Here is a 16,545-nt window from a genome sequence, read left to right on the forward strand (position 1 = left end):
GCGGTCGTGCCAGGCAGTGGGGCCGGCGTCGGACACGACGGCGTGGCCGACAGAGGGTCCGGTGACTGGGCGGACGAACTCCTCGACCATCTGCGGCCGGCCGCCCGGGACCTCGGCAGGGTGGTCACCTGGCTCGCCGGAACCATCGAGGCGGAGGCGTCCCTCCAGGACGAGACCGGTGCCCTCCTCGCCGGCACCCGGCTACCGGCGGACGACGGCCTGATGACGGACGTGTCCACCGGCAGAATCGCTTCCGCGGCGGTGCACGCAGAGGGACGCCATGTCCGGCTGGCCGGACTCGGACACCCGGTCACCAAGGGGGTGCTCGCGGTGTCCCGCGCCCAGCCCTTCGACCGGCGTGCCACCGACATCGTTGCCCGGACCGTCTGGGTGCTCGAACTGCTCCTGCGGGAACGCGAGACGATCAGCGCCGAACGCCGGCTCGACAGGGCGACCGCCGACCTCAGGCTCGCCATCCTCCAGCTGCTCATGGTGGGTGACATCATCGCGGCCCGCCGAGTCGCCGCCGGTCTCTGGCCGGGCCTGTTCGACACCGACACCGCCTGTGTCTACGTGGTGGAAGGCCACGCCGCGCAACGCGACGACCTGGCCGAGGACTGTCAGGAGGCGGCGGAAGGGCACGCGCTGATCGTCCGCTGCCCGGCCGTGGACGAGCATCTGATCGTCGTGGCGCCCATCGACCGGGGCCAGGACAAGGCCGGTGCGGAACTCCGTTCGGTCGTCGGGGAGCGCCCCGACACCTTCATCGGCGGCAGCGTCCGCCACGGTCTGGCTCAGACCGCCACGGCGTACGGACAGGCCGTCAGCGCCCTCGCCGTGGCCCGTTTCCGCCCGGACAGGGCCGCCGTGTACGCCGAACGCACGCATCCCGAGCGGCTGATGAACCCGGCGGCACTGCGCGGCTGGGCGGACCGGCTGCTGAGCCCGCTCGACGACCTGCCCCACCACACCCGCGCCGAACTCCTCGCCACCACCCGCCTCGGATTCTCGTTCACCGCCGTCAAGACGGCGATCATCCTCGGCGTCAGCCGCAACACCGTGCGCGCCCGGATGGAACGTGTGGAAGGACTGCTCGACGCCGACTTCTCGGACCTCACCACCCGAGCCGCCGTCCAACTGGCCCTGAACACCCAGGCCGCGGTCCCGGACGGGCCCCGCCCGCCCGTGGCTCCGCCGGCCGGGCTGACCGAACTGCTGCGCACGGAGCCGCTGTTGGCCTGGGCGGACAGCCTCCTCGGACGCCTCACCGCGGACACCCGGGACCTGCGGCGGACGGTCCTCACCTGGATCGCCGCCGGTGGCAACGCGGAACGCACCGCACAGGTGCTCGGCATCCACGCGCAGACCGTCCGCGACCACGTACGCAGCGCGGAGCCCGTCCTCGAACGCCAGCTCCTGGCCGGCGGCAGCGACCTGTACGAGGTCGTCCTCGCCCATCTGGCGCTCGGTGACCTCGGCGAACCCGCTGTCGGCCGGGCGAAGCGGGACCATCCGGACGGGACTGTGCACGAGTGAGTCCCCCGCGTACAAGAGAGGGCATCGGCGAGATACACACCGTGCCCGGACGCGCGTAGCTTCATCTGGACGCCGGTGCTCCGGTATGTGCACCTCCCTCGGAGGTGTGCCTGAGCTCCGGGGCCGACGACGTGGTGCCTGGCCGGGAACACCGGCCCTGTGGGCCCGCGGGCGCGGGGGGCGCGGCCGGCACGGGGGTCCGGCCGTACCCCGCGCCCGCGTCTTTCCGGCAGCCGGCTCGTGGCCGCCGCAGGTGGGTGGTGCGAGTAGCCGACCGGTTCCGGGGCACTCGGCGGCCATGAACACGGCAGAAGCAGCAGACGCGGGACAGGTGCTCGCCGCATCGAGCGACGTACTCAATGTGATCGCCGCCTTCGCCGGTGGCCTGATCGTGGTGGCCCTGCTGATCTGGGCCGTCCGGCTGGGAGTGAAGACCAAGGAGGCGGAGTCGCCCCCGCCCGGCCCGGAGGAGCAGCCCAGGCTGCCGGAGACCGGGCCGGTGCACGAGGAGCGGGAGATGCGCGAGCCCAACGAGGTGCCGCACACCTCGGAGGAGAGCGAGCGGCTCAGGCCGCACAACCTCGATTCCGCCGGCACGAAACGCGGCGAGGACCAGACCCGCCCCCGGTGGTCGCCCGGCAACAGCGGTTCCTTCGGCAGCGGCGGCTCGGGTCGGAAGTGACTCCTCTGCCGGCCCGTGCCTGACCCGGCCTCATAGAGTGGGCCGCATGGGGCAAACACCACACACGCGGCCCACCTCGGAGTTCCACGCGCGCAACTTCTCCACGGCGGACGTCGGACGGCTCGTGGCGGGCCTGGACGCGCAGGACGGGGCCGACGGCGTACGACGGCTTCGCGTCTGGGCGCAGAGCGCCCTGGACCCGTGGCCGGGCGAACAGGTGATCGACGTGGGCAGTGGCACGGGATCGCAGACCCTGGCCCTGGCGGCAGCCGTCGGTCCAACCGGCGACACCGTGGGCATCGAGGCGAACCCGGCGCTGCGCGAGGTCGCCGAGCGACGGGCGGCGGCGGCCGGCAGCACGGCCCGCTTCCTGGACGGCGACGCGCTCGCCCTCCCGCTGCCCGACGCCACGGTGGACGTGGTCTGGTGCGAACGGGTCCTGCAACACCTGTCCGAACCGGACAGGGCCGTCGGTGAGATCGCGCGGGTCCTGTGCCCCGGCGGACGCGTGGTGCTCATCGACTCGGACTGGGCCACCGCCCTCCTGCACCCCGGTGATCCCGACGCGGTGGCCGCCCTCCTGGCGGGAACCCTGGCCGCGGCGGCGAACCCGTACTCCGGACGCCGGCTCCCGGACCAGCTGTCCGCCGCGGGGCTGGTCATCGACGACCAGGGCTCGCAGGCGCTGCTCCAGGACAACAAGGCGGTGCCCTGGCCCCTGGTCCGCATGATGGGCGAGTCGACCGTGCGGCGCGGACTGATGACCGAGGAGCAGCGCGAGGGCCTGTACGCGGCGCTGACCGAGGCCGCGGAGCGGGGCGCGCTGCACATGTCGGTGACGATGTTCGCCGTGGTGGCGCACCGCCCCACCTGACCTGCCCCGGGAGTCCGTCGGCGCCCGGCATGCGGCCGGAGTCGTGTCGTGGTCCGCTGTGAGGCCGAGGACGCGACGACGGACCCTGTGGCGGCGTGATGTGCTGGAGTGCGACGGCTGATCTGGTGGCGGGCGTGGGCATCGCCGCTGTCGGCGTGGCCAGTGTGACAGCGGTGACCCGGGCGGGCAGGGGCCGGGATCTGCCGCTGGCCGCGCTGCCGCTGCTCCTCGGTGCCCACCAGATCGTCGAGTCCCTCGTCTGGCGCGCGGACGGCGGAACCGGCCGGGCGATCACGGTCTGGGCCGTCATCGCCCTCCCGCTCCTCGCCCTGTGGGTGCCGGCGGCCGTCCTGTGCGCGGCACCCGGGAGCGCGAGACACCGCCTCCTGCTGCCGCTGGCCGTGGGCAGCGTGACGAGCGCGGCACTCGCCTACAACCTGGCGACGCACCGGGTGACGGCGGACATCCGCGGCCACACGGTCGGATACGGCATCCACCTGTCCCACTCCGGACCGCTCATCGCGGGCTATCTGCTCGCCACGGTCGGCTCACTGCTTCTGTCCGGCGACCGCCGGCTGGTGCTGTTCGGACTCCTGGCCGGGGCGGGTGCTCCGCTGTGCTGGGCGTTGTGGCGGCTGGAGTTCGTGTCGACCTGGTGCGCGCTCGCCGCGCTCTGCTCCCTGGTCCTGCTGGGCTGGGCACGCGGACGCCCGCTGTCACGGCACTGACGGGACCGGCCCCGGGGAGCCGGTCCCGTCAGTGCCCTGTGAGCCGTACGCCCTACTCGTTGTCGGCGCCGGCTCCGACGAGCGCGCGGACCTCGAACTCCTCGTACGAGGAAGTCTCCTGACGGTGTGTCAGTACTGTGCCGAGCCAGCCGAGGAAGAAGCCGGCCGGGATGGAGACGATGCCGGGGTTCTGCAGCGGGAACCAGGCGAAGTCCGCCGACGGGTAGATGGAGGAGGAGGTCGACGAGACCACCGGCGAGAACACCACCAGAAGCACCGAGCAGATGAGCCCTCCGCACAGGCTGAGCAGCGCGCCCCGCGAGTTGAAGCGGCGCCAGAACAGGCTGTAGAGGAGCGTGGGCAGCAGGGCGGACGCGGCGATGGCGAAGGCGAGGAAGGCGAGCGTCGAGACGTTGGTCTCCCACGACAGCAGGGCCAGCCCCATGCCCAGCACGCCGATGAGGACCGCGGCCAGCCGGGCCACGCCCAGTTCCTCGGCCTGGGTGGCGCGCCCCTTGCGGATGACCTCGCCGTACAGATCGTGGGCCAGGGACGAGGCCGCCGCGAGGGTGAGACCGGCCGCGACCGCGAGCAGCGTGACGAAGGCCAGGCAGGACAGGAGTGCGGTGAGTATCCCCCCGCCGATGGACTGTGCCAGCAGCAGGACGGCGGCGTCGCCCTTCGGGTCGGTGTCGATGATGGAGTCGCGGCCCACGAGGGCGGTGGCGCCGAGGCCGAGGATGCCGGCGGCCAGACAGACGAAGCCGACCAGACCCGCGGCCCACACGACCGAGGAGCGCAGGACGTTGGTGGAGCGTGGGGCGAGCAGCCGCATCATCACGTGGGGGAGTGCGGCGAGACCGAGCACGATGGCCAACTGGAGGCTGAGGAAGTCGAGTTTGCTCGTGGTGCTGGCGCCGTAGCGCAGGCCGGGCTCCAGGAACCGCTGGCCGATGCCGCTGTTCTCGGTGGCGGCCGCCAGCAGAGCGTCGAAGTTCCAGTCGAAGCGGTGCAGCACCATGACGGCCGTGACGGCGACGCCCGATATGAGCATCACGGCCTTGACGATCTGGATGAACGTCGCGCCGGGCATACCGCCGAGCGACGCGTACACGATGACGATGGTGCCGATGACGACGACGCACAAGGTGCGGGTGGTGGTGCTGGGTACGCCGGTGAACTGGGTCAACAGGGCTACACTGCCCACGAGTTGGGCCACCAGGTAGAGACAGCAGATGGTCAGGGTGCAGATGGCGAGCGCGAGCCGGACCGCCCGTCCGCCCTGGGGCAGCCGCAGCGCCAGGGTGTCCCCGAGGGTGAACCTGCCGGAGTTGCGCAGCGGTTCGGCGATCACCAGGATCACCATCATCCAGGCGACCGTCGTGCCGCACAGGTACAGAAGCCCGTCGTACCCGGTGAGGGCGACCAGCCCGGTACTGCCCAGCAGGGTCGCGGCCGAGAGGTAGTCCCCGCACATCGCCAGCCCGTTGCGCAGCGGCGACATCTCCCGGTTGCCGAGATAGAACTCGCCGACCTCGTCGCGCTGCGGGGCGATCAGGAGCGCGGCGAACAGCGTGACCACGACGACCGACAGGAACAGTACGAAGGTCAGCTGCCGGCTGAACGGGTCGACGACACCGGCACCGATGGTCACCATGTGCGGTACTCCCTCGCGCTCCGCGGACGGGCGCCGGCCTGCTCGGCCGGACGGTGCTGCCCGGTGCGCGGCTGCTCCAACTGGGCGCGCAGCCCGCGGGCGACCGGATCGAAGCTGGTGCGCATGCGCAGTACATAGCGCCAGGCGGTCACCACCATCACGAGGAACTGCCCCAGTCCGAGCGCGAGTCCGAGGGTGAAGTGACCTGCGAGGGCCTGATTCATGATGCCGGGTGCGAAGTTCGACAACAGGACGTACAGAAGGAACCCGCCGACGGAGAGCGCCGTCGACGTGGCCGCGAAGCGGCGGTACCCCTTCCGCATCGACTGAAATTCAGGATGGCTGTGGATCGCCCGTACCGGAGTGGGTTCGGTGTACTTCGGGCTGTGTGCGGGCGGCTCGTCCGGCCGCGTGAAATAATTGGACATAAACGCACCTTCTTCGCTGCATTATGTCGCGCATCCAACTCTTCCGAGCCGTCGATCCTCCAACTCGCCAGAATGACGGAAAAAGCCGGAGTCCCGTTCTTGTGCGCACTTGGTGGGGGAATCGTGAATCCGGACGTATCGCCGAGTGAATTCCGGCGCGGAGCATCAGGGGGTTTTGTGTCAGCCCTCGGAGGGCCCGCCGGGGGTGACGACGGGTCAGGAAGCGGATTATGGCAGCGGCGTTCAGGAACAATCAACTCGCTGTGAATTACTATTGAGTACTGGCTCATTCGCGCTCTTCGTGGGCGCTTTGTGATCCGGCGCAACCTGCGGGAATCCGCCGCGGCTGGACAAGGTCTGTACTATCCCCACCTCGGACTGTCTCAAATGTGCTGTGCGGGACAGGTGTCGAGGCCGCGGTGTGGAGACGTGGTGAAGGGGTAGCCGAAGGGCAGGAAGGCCGAAGCAGGGCATGCGCGGAACAGCGGAGGGGTGATGGATTCCACCACGACTGTGATGGTGATCGTCGCGGTCCTGGCGGCGGCCGTGCTGGCCGTGGCGGCGACAGTGCTGGTTCGGCTGGTCCGCACCCGCCGGGATCTCCGCCGCGCGGGCCTGCCGACGGGCTCGCGCTGGGTCTTCTGGGGTGCGGTTGCCTACCTGGTGCTCCCGGTCGACCTCGTGCCCGATCCCGTCTACCTCGACGACATCGGCGTACTTCTCCTGGCGCTGCGCAGCATGCGTAACCAGGCGCGGGAGTTCGGCATCGGAGGACAGGCCGATGCCGTGCCGACCGGCCGCCCGGATCCGGTCGGCCGCCTGGACAAATCCGGGTGAGGGACGAAGAGGGCTCGGCTCGCGGTATACCGCGAGCCGAGCCCTCTTGCTGCTGTGGCCCCGCTTACGCCTCGCTGGCCCGGAGCATGTCCTCGCGCTCGACGAGCTTCACGCGCTCGCGTCCCTGGGGCTCTCCCAGGGCCTTCTCCGCGGCGTCCAGGCGGTGCCAGCCCTCCCACGTGGTGAAGCGGACGTCCCGCTCGCCGAGGAACGCGTCCACGGCCTCCGGTGCGGGCGAAGCCGGCTCGGGCAGACGGCCGTCCGCGTAGTCGGCCAGCAGATTGGCGACGGTCTCGTTGGCGTCGCCCTTCGTGTGCCCGATGAGCCCGACGGGGCCGCGCCTGATCCAGCCGGTGACGTACATCGACGTGAGGTGCTCGCCGGTCTCCTCGATCACCCGGCCGCCCTGATCGGGGACGGTGCCCGACTCGACGTCCCAGGGCAGCTTGGGCAGCTTGTCGGACAGGTAGCCCACGGCACGGTAGACCGCGCTCACGTCCCAGTCCTTGAAGGTGCCGGTGCCCTTGACGTTGCCGGTGCCGTCGAGGGCGGTGCGCTCGGTGCGCAGGCCGACGACCCTGCCGTCCTCGCCGAGGATCTCGGTGGGCGACTCGAAGAAGTGCAGGAACAGCTTGTGCGGGCGGTCGCCGGTGTCGCGGATGGCCCAGTTCTCCAGGGTCTTGGCGACCATGTCGGCCTGCTTGTTGCCGCGCCGGGTCGCGATCGAGCCGTCGTCGTAGTCGATGTCCTCGGGGTCGACGATGACCTCGATGTTGGGGGAGTGGTCCAGCTCGCGCAGCTCCATCGGGCTGAACTTGGCCTGCGCCGGGCCACGACGGCCGAAGACGTGGACCTCGAGCGCCTTGTTGGCCTTGAGTCCGTCGTGGACGTTCGGCGGGATCTCGGTCGGCAGCAGTTCGTCCGCCGTCTTGGCGAGAATCCGCGCCACGTCGAGCGCGACGTTGCCGACCCCGAGGACCGCGACCTTCTCCGCGTCGAGGGGCCATGTGCGCGGCACGTCCGGGTGTCCGTCGTACCAGGAGACGAAGTCGGCGGCGCCGTAGGAGCCGTTCAGGTCGACGCCGGGTATGTCGAGGGAGCGGTCGGCCGTGGCCCCCGTGGAGAAGATCACCGCGTCGTAGAAGGCGCGCAGATCGTCCAGGTTGATGTCGCCCGGGTAGTCGACATTGCCGAAGAGGCGGATCTGCGGCTTGTCGAGCACCTGGTGCAGGGCCGTGATGATGCCCTTGATGCGGGGGTGGTCGGGGGCGACGCCGTACCGGATCAGCCCGAACGGGGCCGGCATCCGCTCGAAGAGGTCGATGGACACGCCGGGCTCCGCGGCCACTGCGGACTTGAGCAACGCGTCGGCGGCGTAGATCCCGGCGGGGCCGGCTCCGACAATGGCCACCCGCAGAGGGCGAGGCATGATCAGGTTCCCTTCGAGTGATGACAAGAGATCTTCGAAAGAAGCCTAAACTAAGGCAAGCCTAAGCTGGTACGGGGGTCAGGGTTATGAGCTCATAAAGTGGACTTATGGGCCTCGTGGACCCTCTCGGGGACCTTGTTTCCTTAGAGGTTCCTATGAATCCGCGTTGTGCTTGAACGCCGGTGCGTCCGCCTGCGTATGGGACTGGGGATCTTTCCATGCCGAACCGGCCATGAAGCGGAGTACTTCCGTGGGACGTAACACGCGCAGACGCCCGACAGGTCCACGCCGCGCCACCTTCGCGGCGATCGCCCTGATGCTGGGCGGGGGTGGACTGGTCGTGGGAAACGTGTACGCCTCGGCCACCGAAGGAGGTCTCGGCGGTGACCAGGCTCAGCAGAGCCGGACCGACCGGACCCTGTCCTCGGGAGCCGCCACGATCGACTGCCCCGATGTCGGCGACCGGTTGGCGTGGGTACCGGACGAAGCCCGGTCGGAGGTCGACAGCGAACTCGCCGCTCTGGACCAGCAGATCGCCGAGGCCTATCAGCGGCTGCAGGAGTCGACGCAGGCGATGCAGCAGGACAGCGGTTTCGCCGACTCCGCGATCATGAATCCGCTGAAGGAGAAGCGGGCCGCGACCATCGAAGGGATCGCGACCGCCATCGGCCGGGCGGGAGACCGCCCACAGGGACTCGAGAACATGGCGGGCTGTGGGTTCCGCGCCTCCGGCAATCAGGCCGGGGAGTGGCAGGACCAGAACGGCGACCAGGGTGGCGAAGGCCAGGACGGCCAGGACCAGGGCGACGGTCAGGGCGACGCCGGACAGGGCGACGGCCAGGAAGACCAGCAGAACGGCAACGGGGGCCAGGCCGGAAACGGCCCGGTCGCCGACGACTTCGCGGACATCACCACCGTCCAGCCCAACGTGCAGAACCCGTCCCCGGAGAACGGCGCCTCCCGCGGCACCTTCGCCACCAGCTGCGGTGTGAACGCGAACGGCCTGTTCAACTCGGACAACGTCATCGTGGCCCCCGGCGTCTCCAACGGCGCACACCACTTCCACGACTACGTCGGCAACCAGTCCAACGACGCGTTCGCCAGCAACGACGACCTGGCCCAGGCGCAGACCAGCTGCGTGGACCAGGGCGACAGGTCCTCCTACTTCTGGCCCGTGCTGCGCCTACAGAACGGTGCGCAGGAACAGGACGCCCAGTCTCCCGGCGGCGGCATCGAGGGCAACGCCGGTGAGATCGTCACGCCCGGCCAGGTCACGATGACGTTCGTGGGCAACCCGCGCGGCCAGGTCGTGGCCATGCCCAAGCTGCTGCGCATCATCACCGGCGACGCCAAGGCGTTCGTCAACGGCAACGCCAACGTCAACGCCTCATGGAGCTGCACCGGGTTCGAGGACCGGCAGCTGAAGGACAAGTACCCGCTGTGCCCCCAGGGCAGCGACGTGGTGCGCACGTTCAGGTTCCAGAGCTGCTGGGACGGCAGGAACATCGACAGCGCCAACCACCGCACCCACGTGGCGTTCGCCGACGCCGCCGGGAACTGCGGAGACGGTTTCCTGGCGATTCCGCAGCTGGTGCAGCGCATCGTCTACGACGTCGACGCACCGAGCCTTCAGGACGGCGGCCGTACGGTGCCACTGTTCGCCGTCGACTCCTTCCCCGAGCAGCTGCACAAGCCGGTCACGGACCACGGCGACTTCATCAACGTCTTCGACGAGGACCTGATGGGGGAGATGGTCGACTGCATCAACACCGGCCGGCAGTGCGGCGCCGGTTCCTCGAACGGCGAGGACCCGGAGAACAACCCCGCGCCGAATCCCGACCCGCCGTCCGACGGGACCGACGAGCCGACTGCCGACCCCACGGCCGCCCCGAGCCAGGACGAGACCCCGGAGCCCTCGGACTCCCCTTCGCCCTCCCCGAGTACGCGGACCCCGGACCCGGCGAGCGCCACTCCCACGAAGGAGCCCGTCGAAGCGGAGCCCAGGGCCTACACGTCGCCGCCGGCCACCCAGCGGGCCGAGTCCGCGGCGCCGACGGACGCCGCCGACGACACAGGAAGCGCGGGGACCGCAGACGAAGGCGACGCCGACGGCAACAGTGTGGGTGACGTCTCCGCCCCGCAGCCCGAACCGCAGGCCGTCTCCGGCGATCTCGCCGACACGGGAACCCAGCTGTGGCCCGCCGCGCTGGGAGCGCTTCTCCTGATAGCCGGTTTCGTGATGCTTCGCCGCGTCCGGCACGGATCACGATGACGGCCGTGGGCGTCTCCGCTCAGGGTCGGTAGGACTGCTGCGGCGGCGTGTCGGTGCGGCCACCGACAACGCCGCCGACGCCCTGCATCTGTTCCGCCTGTTCCCTGGTCACTTTCTGCTCCGCACCACAGAACGTGCACTGGGTCGTGTACTTCGTCGAGAAGGGGAACAGGGGCACGAAGAACAGAGTGAACTTGGTGACGCGTTTCCGGAGCGCGTGCGCGGAGGGATTCCCGCATTGGCCGCACACCAGCGTGAGTATCGCGAGCTGGTACAGATATCCCTTGGTGCCGAAAACAATCATGTTGCAAATCCCTTCGTCGGTGCTTCTGTTGTCGGTCCGGCCCCCCTCAGAAGGGGGTAGTGGATCGTGTGCGTCCGGTTCATGGTGGGGGCATGACCGAACTGCGGACTTTCCCACTGCCCCCGACCGTCGAAGGCAGTGACGCCGACCGGTTACTCGGTCGGGCGCTCATCGCTGCCTGGCAGGTCGACGGTATCTTCCAGATCCAGGCCACTCCCGACCAGGATGCCGCCACCGGCCGAGCCCTGGACGCGTCCAGGGCCTTCGTCGGCCGCCCGCTCAAGGAGAAGGCCCAGTACGTCTCCGACCTCACCTACAGCGGATACGTCGCGTCCGGTGAGGAGGAGACAGCCGGGGAGAAGGACGGTTCCGAGATCTTCACCGTCTGCCCCGACATCCCCGGGGACGACCCCCGCGTCCTCGACAGGTGGCCGTGTCACGGCCCCGCCCCCTGGCCGTCCGACCAGTACGCCGCAGCCATGAAGGACTACATGGCCGTGGTGGGAGACATCGGCCACCGTCTGCTCCAGCTGACCGCGCTGGGACTCGGACTGGACGACATGGAGCACTTCACGCGGCTCACCGACGACGGCTGGCACCACATGAGGGTGCTGCGCTTCCCGCCGGCCGACGCCACCTCCGAGCGCGGAATCGGCTCCCACACCGACTACGGTCTTCTCGTCATAGCGGTCCAGGACGAGGTCGGCGGCCTCTACATACGGCCGCCCGTCCCCGGTGAGAGCCGGGGGCGCAACTGGCTGCCCGACGAGTCCATGGCCGGTCGCTACGAGAACGAGGACCCCTGGACCTTCGTCCCCCCGACCCCCTCGGTCTTCACCGTCTTCCCCGGCGACATCATGCAGTTCATCACCGGCGGAACCCTCCTCTCGACCCCGCACAAGGTGCGTCTGGCCGACCGTGAGCGATTCACCATGGCGTACTTCCACGAGCCGTCGTTCCAGGCCGTCGCCCGCCCGCTGGACGCGCCCGAGGCGGACGAGTTCATCCACTACGGCACGCACTTCACCAACATGTTCATGCGCTGCTACCCCGACCGCTCGACCACCGCCCGTATCGAGCAGGAGGACCGGCTGGCGGTCCTGGAGCGGCTCCGCAAGGAGGCTCTCACCTCTTGACCGGTGCCTGCCGCACATCACGAGGTCCGGCTCATTCCGAAGTCGTCCAGCCGCCATTGGGCGGCCCCCCGGACGGCTGGGCGGCTCCAGAATGAGCCGGACCCGGGAAACAGTGTCTTCACCCCGGCAGTCCCGCTCTCAGGGCAGTAGACCCAGGCGGCGGGCGGTCATGACCGCCTCCAGACGCGAATGGCATCCCAGCCTGCGCATCGCGCTGCGCAGATAGCTCTTCACCGTTTCGGCCCGCAGCCCGAGTTCATCCGCTACGTCGGTGTTGGTCCGCCCCAGGGCGACGCACGACAGGACGTCGAGTTCTCGCGACGAGAGGACCGGATCGGTGGGGCGCCGGGAGTCCGGGGCTCCGGCGTCGGCCAGCTTGTCGCTCAGTGCGGCGACCCGGTCGCGCAGATCGCTGTCCGTGAGGTGCTGGGCGAGCACCCGCAGCTCGGCGTACGCCTCGCGAATCGTCTCCCAGCGGGGGGACGCCGGCTCCGGCATGCGGTCGGCGGCCGTCCCGGGCTCGCCGAGACGGCCGAGATGGCGCGCCACCTCGTCGCGCACCGCCAGGTTCTGTTCCAGGGCGCGGGCGGTCTCCATGACCGCGTCGACCGTCCGGTCGCCCAGCCCGACGGACTGGCGGACCGCGCCGTACATCACCGCCCGCACCGTCCGGTTCACCACGACGGGGGCCGCGACGACGGCGCGGATGCCCTCGGCGGCGACCATCAGATCGTAGTGGTGGCTGATCCGCTTGGAGTTCGCGTAGTCGTTGACCGCGATGGGGCGGTGCAGAGCCACCGCCTTCCCGCCGAGTCCCATGCCGAACCCGAGGGTCAATCCCATGAGGGCTCTGGTCGAGTTCCCGGCGAACTCGGTGAGCTGGGCGTGGCGCCCCCTGGTCACGACGCCGCCGAAGGTGAGATCCACGCCGGTGGTGTGACGTAACGAGTCGATGGCGCGCTTGAGTTGACGGTCGTCGTCCGAAACGGGGGGTGGGTTCACTGTCATACGTTTTCCTCGGTCTGCGTGGGAGCCCAGTCTGCTCCCGATGTGCCTTGCCGCGCGGGGTCAGCGGCCGGTGGGGAGCGTGAGGACGCGGTCCTCGGTCCAGTCGACGGTCAGTTCCCGGCGGGTGAAGCGCCAGGCTCCTGTCGTACGCCGGTAGGAGTCGCGGTAGCGGATGGAGCGCACGCGCAGTCGGGCGGCGTCGGCGTCGGCGGCGTACATCTCGTGCGAGAGGCAGTCGGTCTCTCCCGAGGCGCTGTCGCCGGACAGCCGGACCTTGTGGCTGCCGACGAAGTGAGTGGTGACGACGCACGGCGCCAGTACGGACAGTACGCTCGCCCAGCCGTCCCGCCCGTCGAGGACGAGGGGCGGACGGCCGGTGCCTGCCGGGGGGTTCAGGACCAGTTCGCCGTCCTCGTGGAACAGCGAGGCGAACAGCTTCGGGTTCTGCCGGTCCAGGGCGGAGGCGTAGGTGTCGACGAGCCGGCGCAGGTCCTGCCGGTCCTGTGCTCCGTCCTGCCAACCGGCTTTCTTCTCCGGTGAGTTGCTCGGATAGGTGGGTGTCACTTGTACCGCCAGACGGATGTGGGGTTCGTTTCCGCGGCGCCGAGGTCAGCTGCCGGTGGTCTGCGAGGCCTCGGGCAGGGGCAGCCCGGACTCGTGGACGATGTGTGCGCCGACCGGCTGGAGCGGGGCGGCGGCTGTCGGCAGCGCGGGGAGGGCCGTGCCGACGCCGGCCGGGCGGGCGGGCGGCACGTCCTCGGGGGATGCGACCCCGCAGCGGGCGGGGACCGCTCGGGCGACCGGACCCGGATCGCGGTCGTGGACCGCCACGGTGACCCCGAAGGCCGGGACACCGTCGGGCGGGGCGGCGTGTTCGCCGAAGTCGCCTCGCCAGGTGCCCATCGGCGCGATGTCGCGGAACATCTCCCGGCACCGGGACGCGCAGTGCTGGACCGCGTGGCACGGCTCCATGGCGTCGCGCAGGGCCGGGACCGGGCTCCATCGCGGCACGGCAGACGCGCTGACCGGACAGGCCGTTCGATGAGCGCGTCGTCCGCGGTGAGGGCCTCGCCCACCGCGGAGACGGGCAGCGGCCCCGGCAGTCCTCGTGTGCCGGCCTCCACGGCCACCGCGCTGGCGCTGGGAGCCCTGGGGTCGCACCCCGGTCGATCTCCCACGCGATCCGCTGCGACGGCGTGTGTCGACGGCGACGCCGGTCGCCGGAATCGACGGCGTGATCAGGTGGTCCGCCAGGTCGCCCGATACGTCGTCGGTCTCGCATTCGTCCTCGTGCACCGCGATCTTCCGGGTGAGATCGACAGCGCTTTCCTCGGGATCGGCAAGACGCGGTGACTGGGAGAAATCCATGGGGGTTCCTCTCTGGGCGTGCGGGCAAGGTGCCGCCGGGTGCACACGACGGCCTTGCGCTGGGGTGGAGTGGAGCGCGGTCCAGGGGACGGGTCATACGGCTGTACATCCCGTTCTGTGGACCGGGGAGCGGCCTTCTACTGGCACCACCATGAGGTAAACCGTGCCGCTCAGCTACCCCCGGATGAGGGGCAAGTGGAGGGAAGTGCTCCTCATGAAACGTGTCGAACATGTCGAAACCATGCCGGAACCACCCGGCCCTGCGGGTTTCGGGGTGTGGGCGCGCCACTTCAAGAAAAGCTGACGATTGGTCAACTATGGTTTCCTGCACGGAACTTGACGTCGAAGGGAGCTTGCAGAAGTGTTCTCCTGGCAAAAGGAGGGGCACGGGGCTGCCGTGAGGTGAGGAGTCGACCGGGTCGTGTTGCCGGCGGAGGACAGTGAGGTGGCTGCCGCCACACGGGCGGCGGTGCTGGCGCTGCGCAGGGACAGCGGGATGCCTGTCGCGGGTGCGGCCTGGGTCGTCGGCCCCCAGTTGCTGCGGATCAGTGAGACCAGCGGTGTGAAGTCGCCGGGTCGCCGGGGCTTTCCCGTGCCCGCGGGCGACGGACTGATCGGCAAGGTGCTGACGACACGTCGGCTGGCAGCGGTGAGCGACTGTCGGGCGGCTCAGCAGATCAGCCATGAGGACGACTGCTTCGTCGCGGCGGAGGAGGTGCGGGCGATGGCCGCGGCACCCGTGATCGTCGGCACCACGGTACGAGCAGCCCTCTTCGTGGGGTCGCGAGACGCGGTACGGCTGGGTGACCGCGTACTGACCGCGGTGACGGAGGCGGCACGCGACCTGGAGCAGTTCCTCGCCACCCACGAGCACGCGCACCGGCTCCTCTCGGAGGCCCGGGCCGTGCGGAGCCCTGCCTCACCCCGTGACGCTGCGGCCCTGGAACAGGTGCACGAAGTCCATACCGAGCTGCTGGATCTGACGGCGACGATCGGCGAGGGCCACCTCAAGGAGCGCTTCCACGAGGTGTGTTCCCTTCTGGAGTCGGGCTGCTGCTCCGAGCGGTCGTCACATGAGCCGACGGCGAGTCTGTCGCCGCGTGAACTGGACGTCCTGGTCGCGGTCGCCGCGGGTTGCACCAACCTGGAGATCTCCGGCCGGCTCGAGATCGGCCTGGAGACCGTGAAGGGCCATCTGCGTTCGGTGATGCGCAAGCTCCGCGCCAGCACCCGACTCGAAGCCGTCACCGCGGCCCGCCGGGCGGGCCTGCTGCCCTAGACGAGTCATTCCGATGTGATCAGTGGTCGTAGGCGATGAGGGATCGTAGGACCGGCTGGCCGGTCTTGTGGTTGTGCCAGATCGCAGCAGCCATCGCGAGGACGCGCTGGGCGACGCGGACGGCGACGCCTTCGAAGGTCCGGCCGCCGTGCTGTTCCAGGTCGAGCTGGCCCTTGAGGGTGTCGTTGACCGACTCGATCAACTGCCGCACCGACTTCAGCAGGGACTCGCCCTTGCGTTTCTTCTCGCGCTTGAACGACGGCCGCAGCAACTCAGCGCCCCTCAGGGCCAGATCGGCCTCGAACTCCCTGGAAGCGAAACCCTTGTCGGAGATCACCAGCAGCCCCGGCCGGTTCGTGACCGTCTCGGGTTCGCGGTCGAGCATCGCGGTCAGTACCTCGCGCTCATCCAACTTCGGGGTCGCCAGAGCCCACAGGATCGGCATCCCGGTCGGGGTGCACACCAGGAACAGGCGCAGGCCCCAGAAGAACCGGCTGTGACTGGCGCAGTACCCGTATCCGGCCCAGCCGGCCATGTCCGACCGCTTCACCGTCGGACGCGAGCGACCGCACTCCACCGGCGTCGAGTCGACGATCCAGTGGTTGTCGAACCAGAAGTCCGTATCGACGGCCAGCAGCCGTATCGCCTTCTTGACCAACGGCAACGCAGCCCGCAGCCGCTTGTTCCAGCCCGGCTGCCTGGGCACGTACGGGAACATCCCGCCCAGGCGGGAGTCCACGAACCGCAGCCACCGCGACTCCGAGGTGAAGCCCAGCAACGCCTGCGCGACAGCGAGGCAGACAAGCTCGGAATCCGTCAGCCGCGGCGGCCGGCCCAGCCACCGGGTACCCCCGATCTCGTCGTCGATCTTCACGTACAGTGCGGTCAGCAGGGCGTCCAGGTTGTTCGTCACACAACGATCTTGGACGCCCTGTCTGCGTTCCCGGACACACCGTCAGCATTCGGAATGACTCGTCTAGGGTCCGTTGGTTCCCACCCGTGCCGTT

At 69.7% G+C, this 16,545-nt stretch carries 16 protein-coding genes; 8 read left to right on the forward strand and 8 right to left on the reverse strand.

The features are described from left to right. Positions 1 to 6 precede the first annotated feature (6 nt). From OHN74_RS40835 to OHN74_RS40850, 4 genes are all read left to right on the forward strand, one after another. A complete protein-coding gene (locus OHN74_RS40835; protein ID WP_327699613.1) occupies positions 7 to 1,536 on the forward strand; it encodes a helix-turn-helix domain-containing protein in 1,530 nt (509 codons plus the stop codon). A gap of 298 nt (positions 1,537 to 1,834) precedes the next feature. Next, positions 1,835 to 2,218: a DUF6479 family protein gene (locus OHN74_RS40840; protein ID WP_327699614.1), complete on the forward strand. Its 384-nt coding sequence runs from the start codon at positions 1,835 to 1,837 to the stop codon at positions 2,216 to 2,218. A gap of 46 nt (positions 2,219 to 2,264) precedes the next feature. Continuing rightward, positions 2,265 to 3,092, forward strand: a complete 828-nt coding sequence (locus OHN74_RS40845) for a methyltransferase domain-containing protein (RefSeq protein ID WP_327699615.1) — start codon at positions 2,265 to 2,267, stop codon at positions 3,090 to 3,092. A 98-nt stretch (positions 3,093 to 3,190) separates the two neighbouring features. Continuing rightward, a complete protein-coding gene (locus tag OHN74_RS40850; RefSeq protein ID WP_327700440.1) occupies positions 3,191 to 3,820 on the forward strand; it encodes a DUF6629 family protein in 630 nt (209 codons plus the stop codon). Between the two features lie 52 nt (positions 3,821 to 3,872). Here OHN74_RS40850 and OHN74_RS40855 read toward each other — a convergent pair whose 3' ends face one another. Together OHN74_RS40855 and OHN74_RS40860 are read right to left on the reverse strand one after the other, a co-directional pair. Next, positions 3,873 to 5,477, reverse strand: a complete 1,605-nt coding sequence (locus OHN74_RS40855; RefSeq protein ID WP_327699616.1) for a solute symporter family protein — start codon at positions 5,475 to 5,477, stop codon at positions 3,873 to 3,875. Then, positions 5,471 to 5,905: a DUF485 domain-containing protein gene (locus tag OHN74_RS40860; RefSeq protein WP_327699617.1), complete on the reverse strand. Its 435-nt coding sequence runs from the start codon at positions 5,903 to 5,905 to the stop codon at positions 5,471 to 5,473. Before OHN74_RS40860 ends, OHN74_RS40855 begins: the two co-directional genes overlap by 7 nt. 495 nt (positions 5,906 to 6,400) lie before the next feature. On the opposite strand from OHN74_RS40860, the gene OHN74_RS40865 reads away from it, so the two are divergent. Beyond that, a complete protein-coding gene (locus OHN74_RS40865; protein ID WP_327699618.1) occupies positions 6,401 to 6,742 on the forward strand; it encodes a YkvA family protein in 342 nt (113 codons plus the stop codon). A gap of 64 nt (positions 6,743 to 6,806) precedes the next feature. Here OHN74_RS40865 and OHN74_RS40870 read toward each other — a convergent pair whose 3' ends face one another. Further along, entirely contained in the window at positions 6,807 to 8,171 is a 1,365-nt protein-coding gene (locus OHN74_RS40870) for an FAD-dependent oxidoreductase (RefSeq protein WP_327699619.1), read from the reverse strand. Positions 8,172 to 8,421: 250 nt separating this feature from the next. On the opposite strand from OHN74_RS40870, the gene OHN74_RS40875 reads away from it, so the two are divergent. Then, positions 8,422 to 10,443, forward strand: coding sequence for a DUF1996 domain-containing protein (locus tag OHN74_RS40875; RefSeq protein WP_327699620.1), 2,022 nt, complete (start codon positions 8,422 to 8,424; stop codon positions 10,441 to 10,443). 19 nt (positions 10,444 to 10,462) lie between these two features. Here the strand turns inward: OHN74_RS40875 and OHN74_RS40880 are convergent, their stop codons facing one another. Continuing rightward, positions 10,463 to 10,747, reverse strand: a complete 285-nt coding sequence (locus tag OHN74_RS40880; protein ID WP_327699621.1) for a zinc-ribbon domain-containing protein — start codon at positions 10,745 to 10,747, stop codon at positions 10,463 to 10,465. A 92-nt stretch (positions 10,748 to 10,839) separates the two neighbouring features. Here OHN74_RS40880 and OHN74_RS40885 point away from each other — a divergent pair, with 92 nt between their 5' ends. Beyond that, on the forward strand, positions 10,840 to 11,883 hold the full coding sequence (locus tag OHN74_RS40885; protein ID WP_327699622.1) for a 2OG-Fe(II) oxygenase family protein: 1,044 nt from the start codon (positions 10,840 to 10,842) through the stop codon (positions 11,881 to 11,883). Between the two features lie 138 nt (positions 11,884 to 12,021). On the opposite strand, the gene OHN74_RS40890 is transcribed toward OHN74_RS40885, so the two are convergent. The 3 genes from OHN74_RS40890 to OHN74_RS40900 are packed head-to-tail and all read right to left on the reverse strand — an operon-like array spanning position 12,022 to position 13,902. Further along, positions 12,022 to 12,891, reverse strand: a complete 870-nt coding sequence (locus OHN74_RS40890; protein ID WP_327699623.1) for a helix-turn-helix transcriptional regulator — start codon at positions 12,889 to 12,891, stop codon at positions 12,022 to 12,024. A 60-nt stretch (positions 12,892 to 12,951) separates the two neighbouring features. Then, positions 12,952 to 13,455: a nuclear transport factor 2 family protein gene (locus OHN74_RS40895; protein WP_327699624.1), complete on the reverse strand. Its 504-nt coding sequence runs from the start codon at positions 13,453 to 13,455 to the stop codon at positions 12,952 to 12,954. 45 nt (positions 13,456 to 13,500) lie between these two features. Then, positions 13,501 to 13,902 carry a helix-turn-helix domain-containing protein gene (locus OHN74_RS40900; RefSeq protein ID WP_327699625.1) on the reverse strand — a complete coding sequence of 134 codons (402 nt, stop codon included), beginning with the start codon at positions 13,900 to 13,902 and terminating at the stop codon, positions 13,501 to 13,503. Positions 13,903 to 14,704: 802 nt separating this feature from the next. On the opposite strand from OHN74_RS40900, the gene OHN74_RS40905 reads away from it, so the two are divergent. Further along, the gene (locus OHN74_RS40905; RefSeq protein WP_327699626.1) at positions 14,705 to 15,538 is read left to right on the forward strand and encodes a helix-turn-helix transcriptional regulator; all 834 of its coding nucleotides are present in this window, start codon (positions 14,705 to 14,707) and stop codon (positions 15,536 to 15,538) included. Between the two features lie 19 nt (positions 15,539 to 15,557). Here OHN74_RS40905 and OHN74_RS40910 read toward each other — a convergent pair whose 3' ends face one another. Beyond that, entirely contained in the window at positions 15,558 to 16,451 is an 894-nt protein-coding gene (locus OHN74_RS40910) for an IS982 family transposase (RefSeq protein WP_327694926.1), read from the reverse strand. Positions 16,452 to 16,545: the final 94 nt, after the last annotated feature.

Source organism: Streptomyces sp. NBC_00459 (genome assembly GCF_036013955.1).
Lineage (GTDB): Bacteria > Actinomycetota > Actinomycetes > Streptomycetales > Streptomycetaceae > Streptomyces.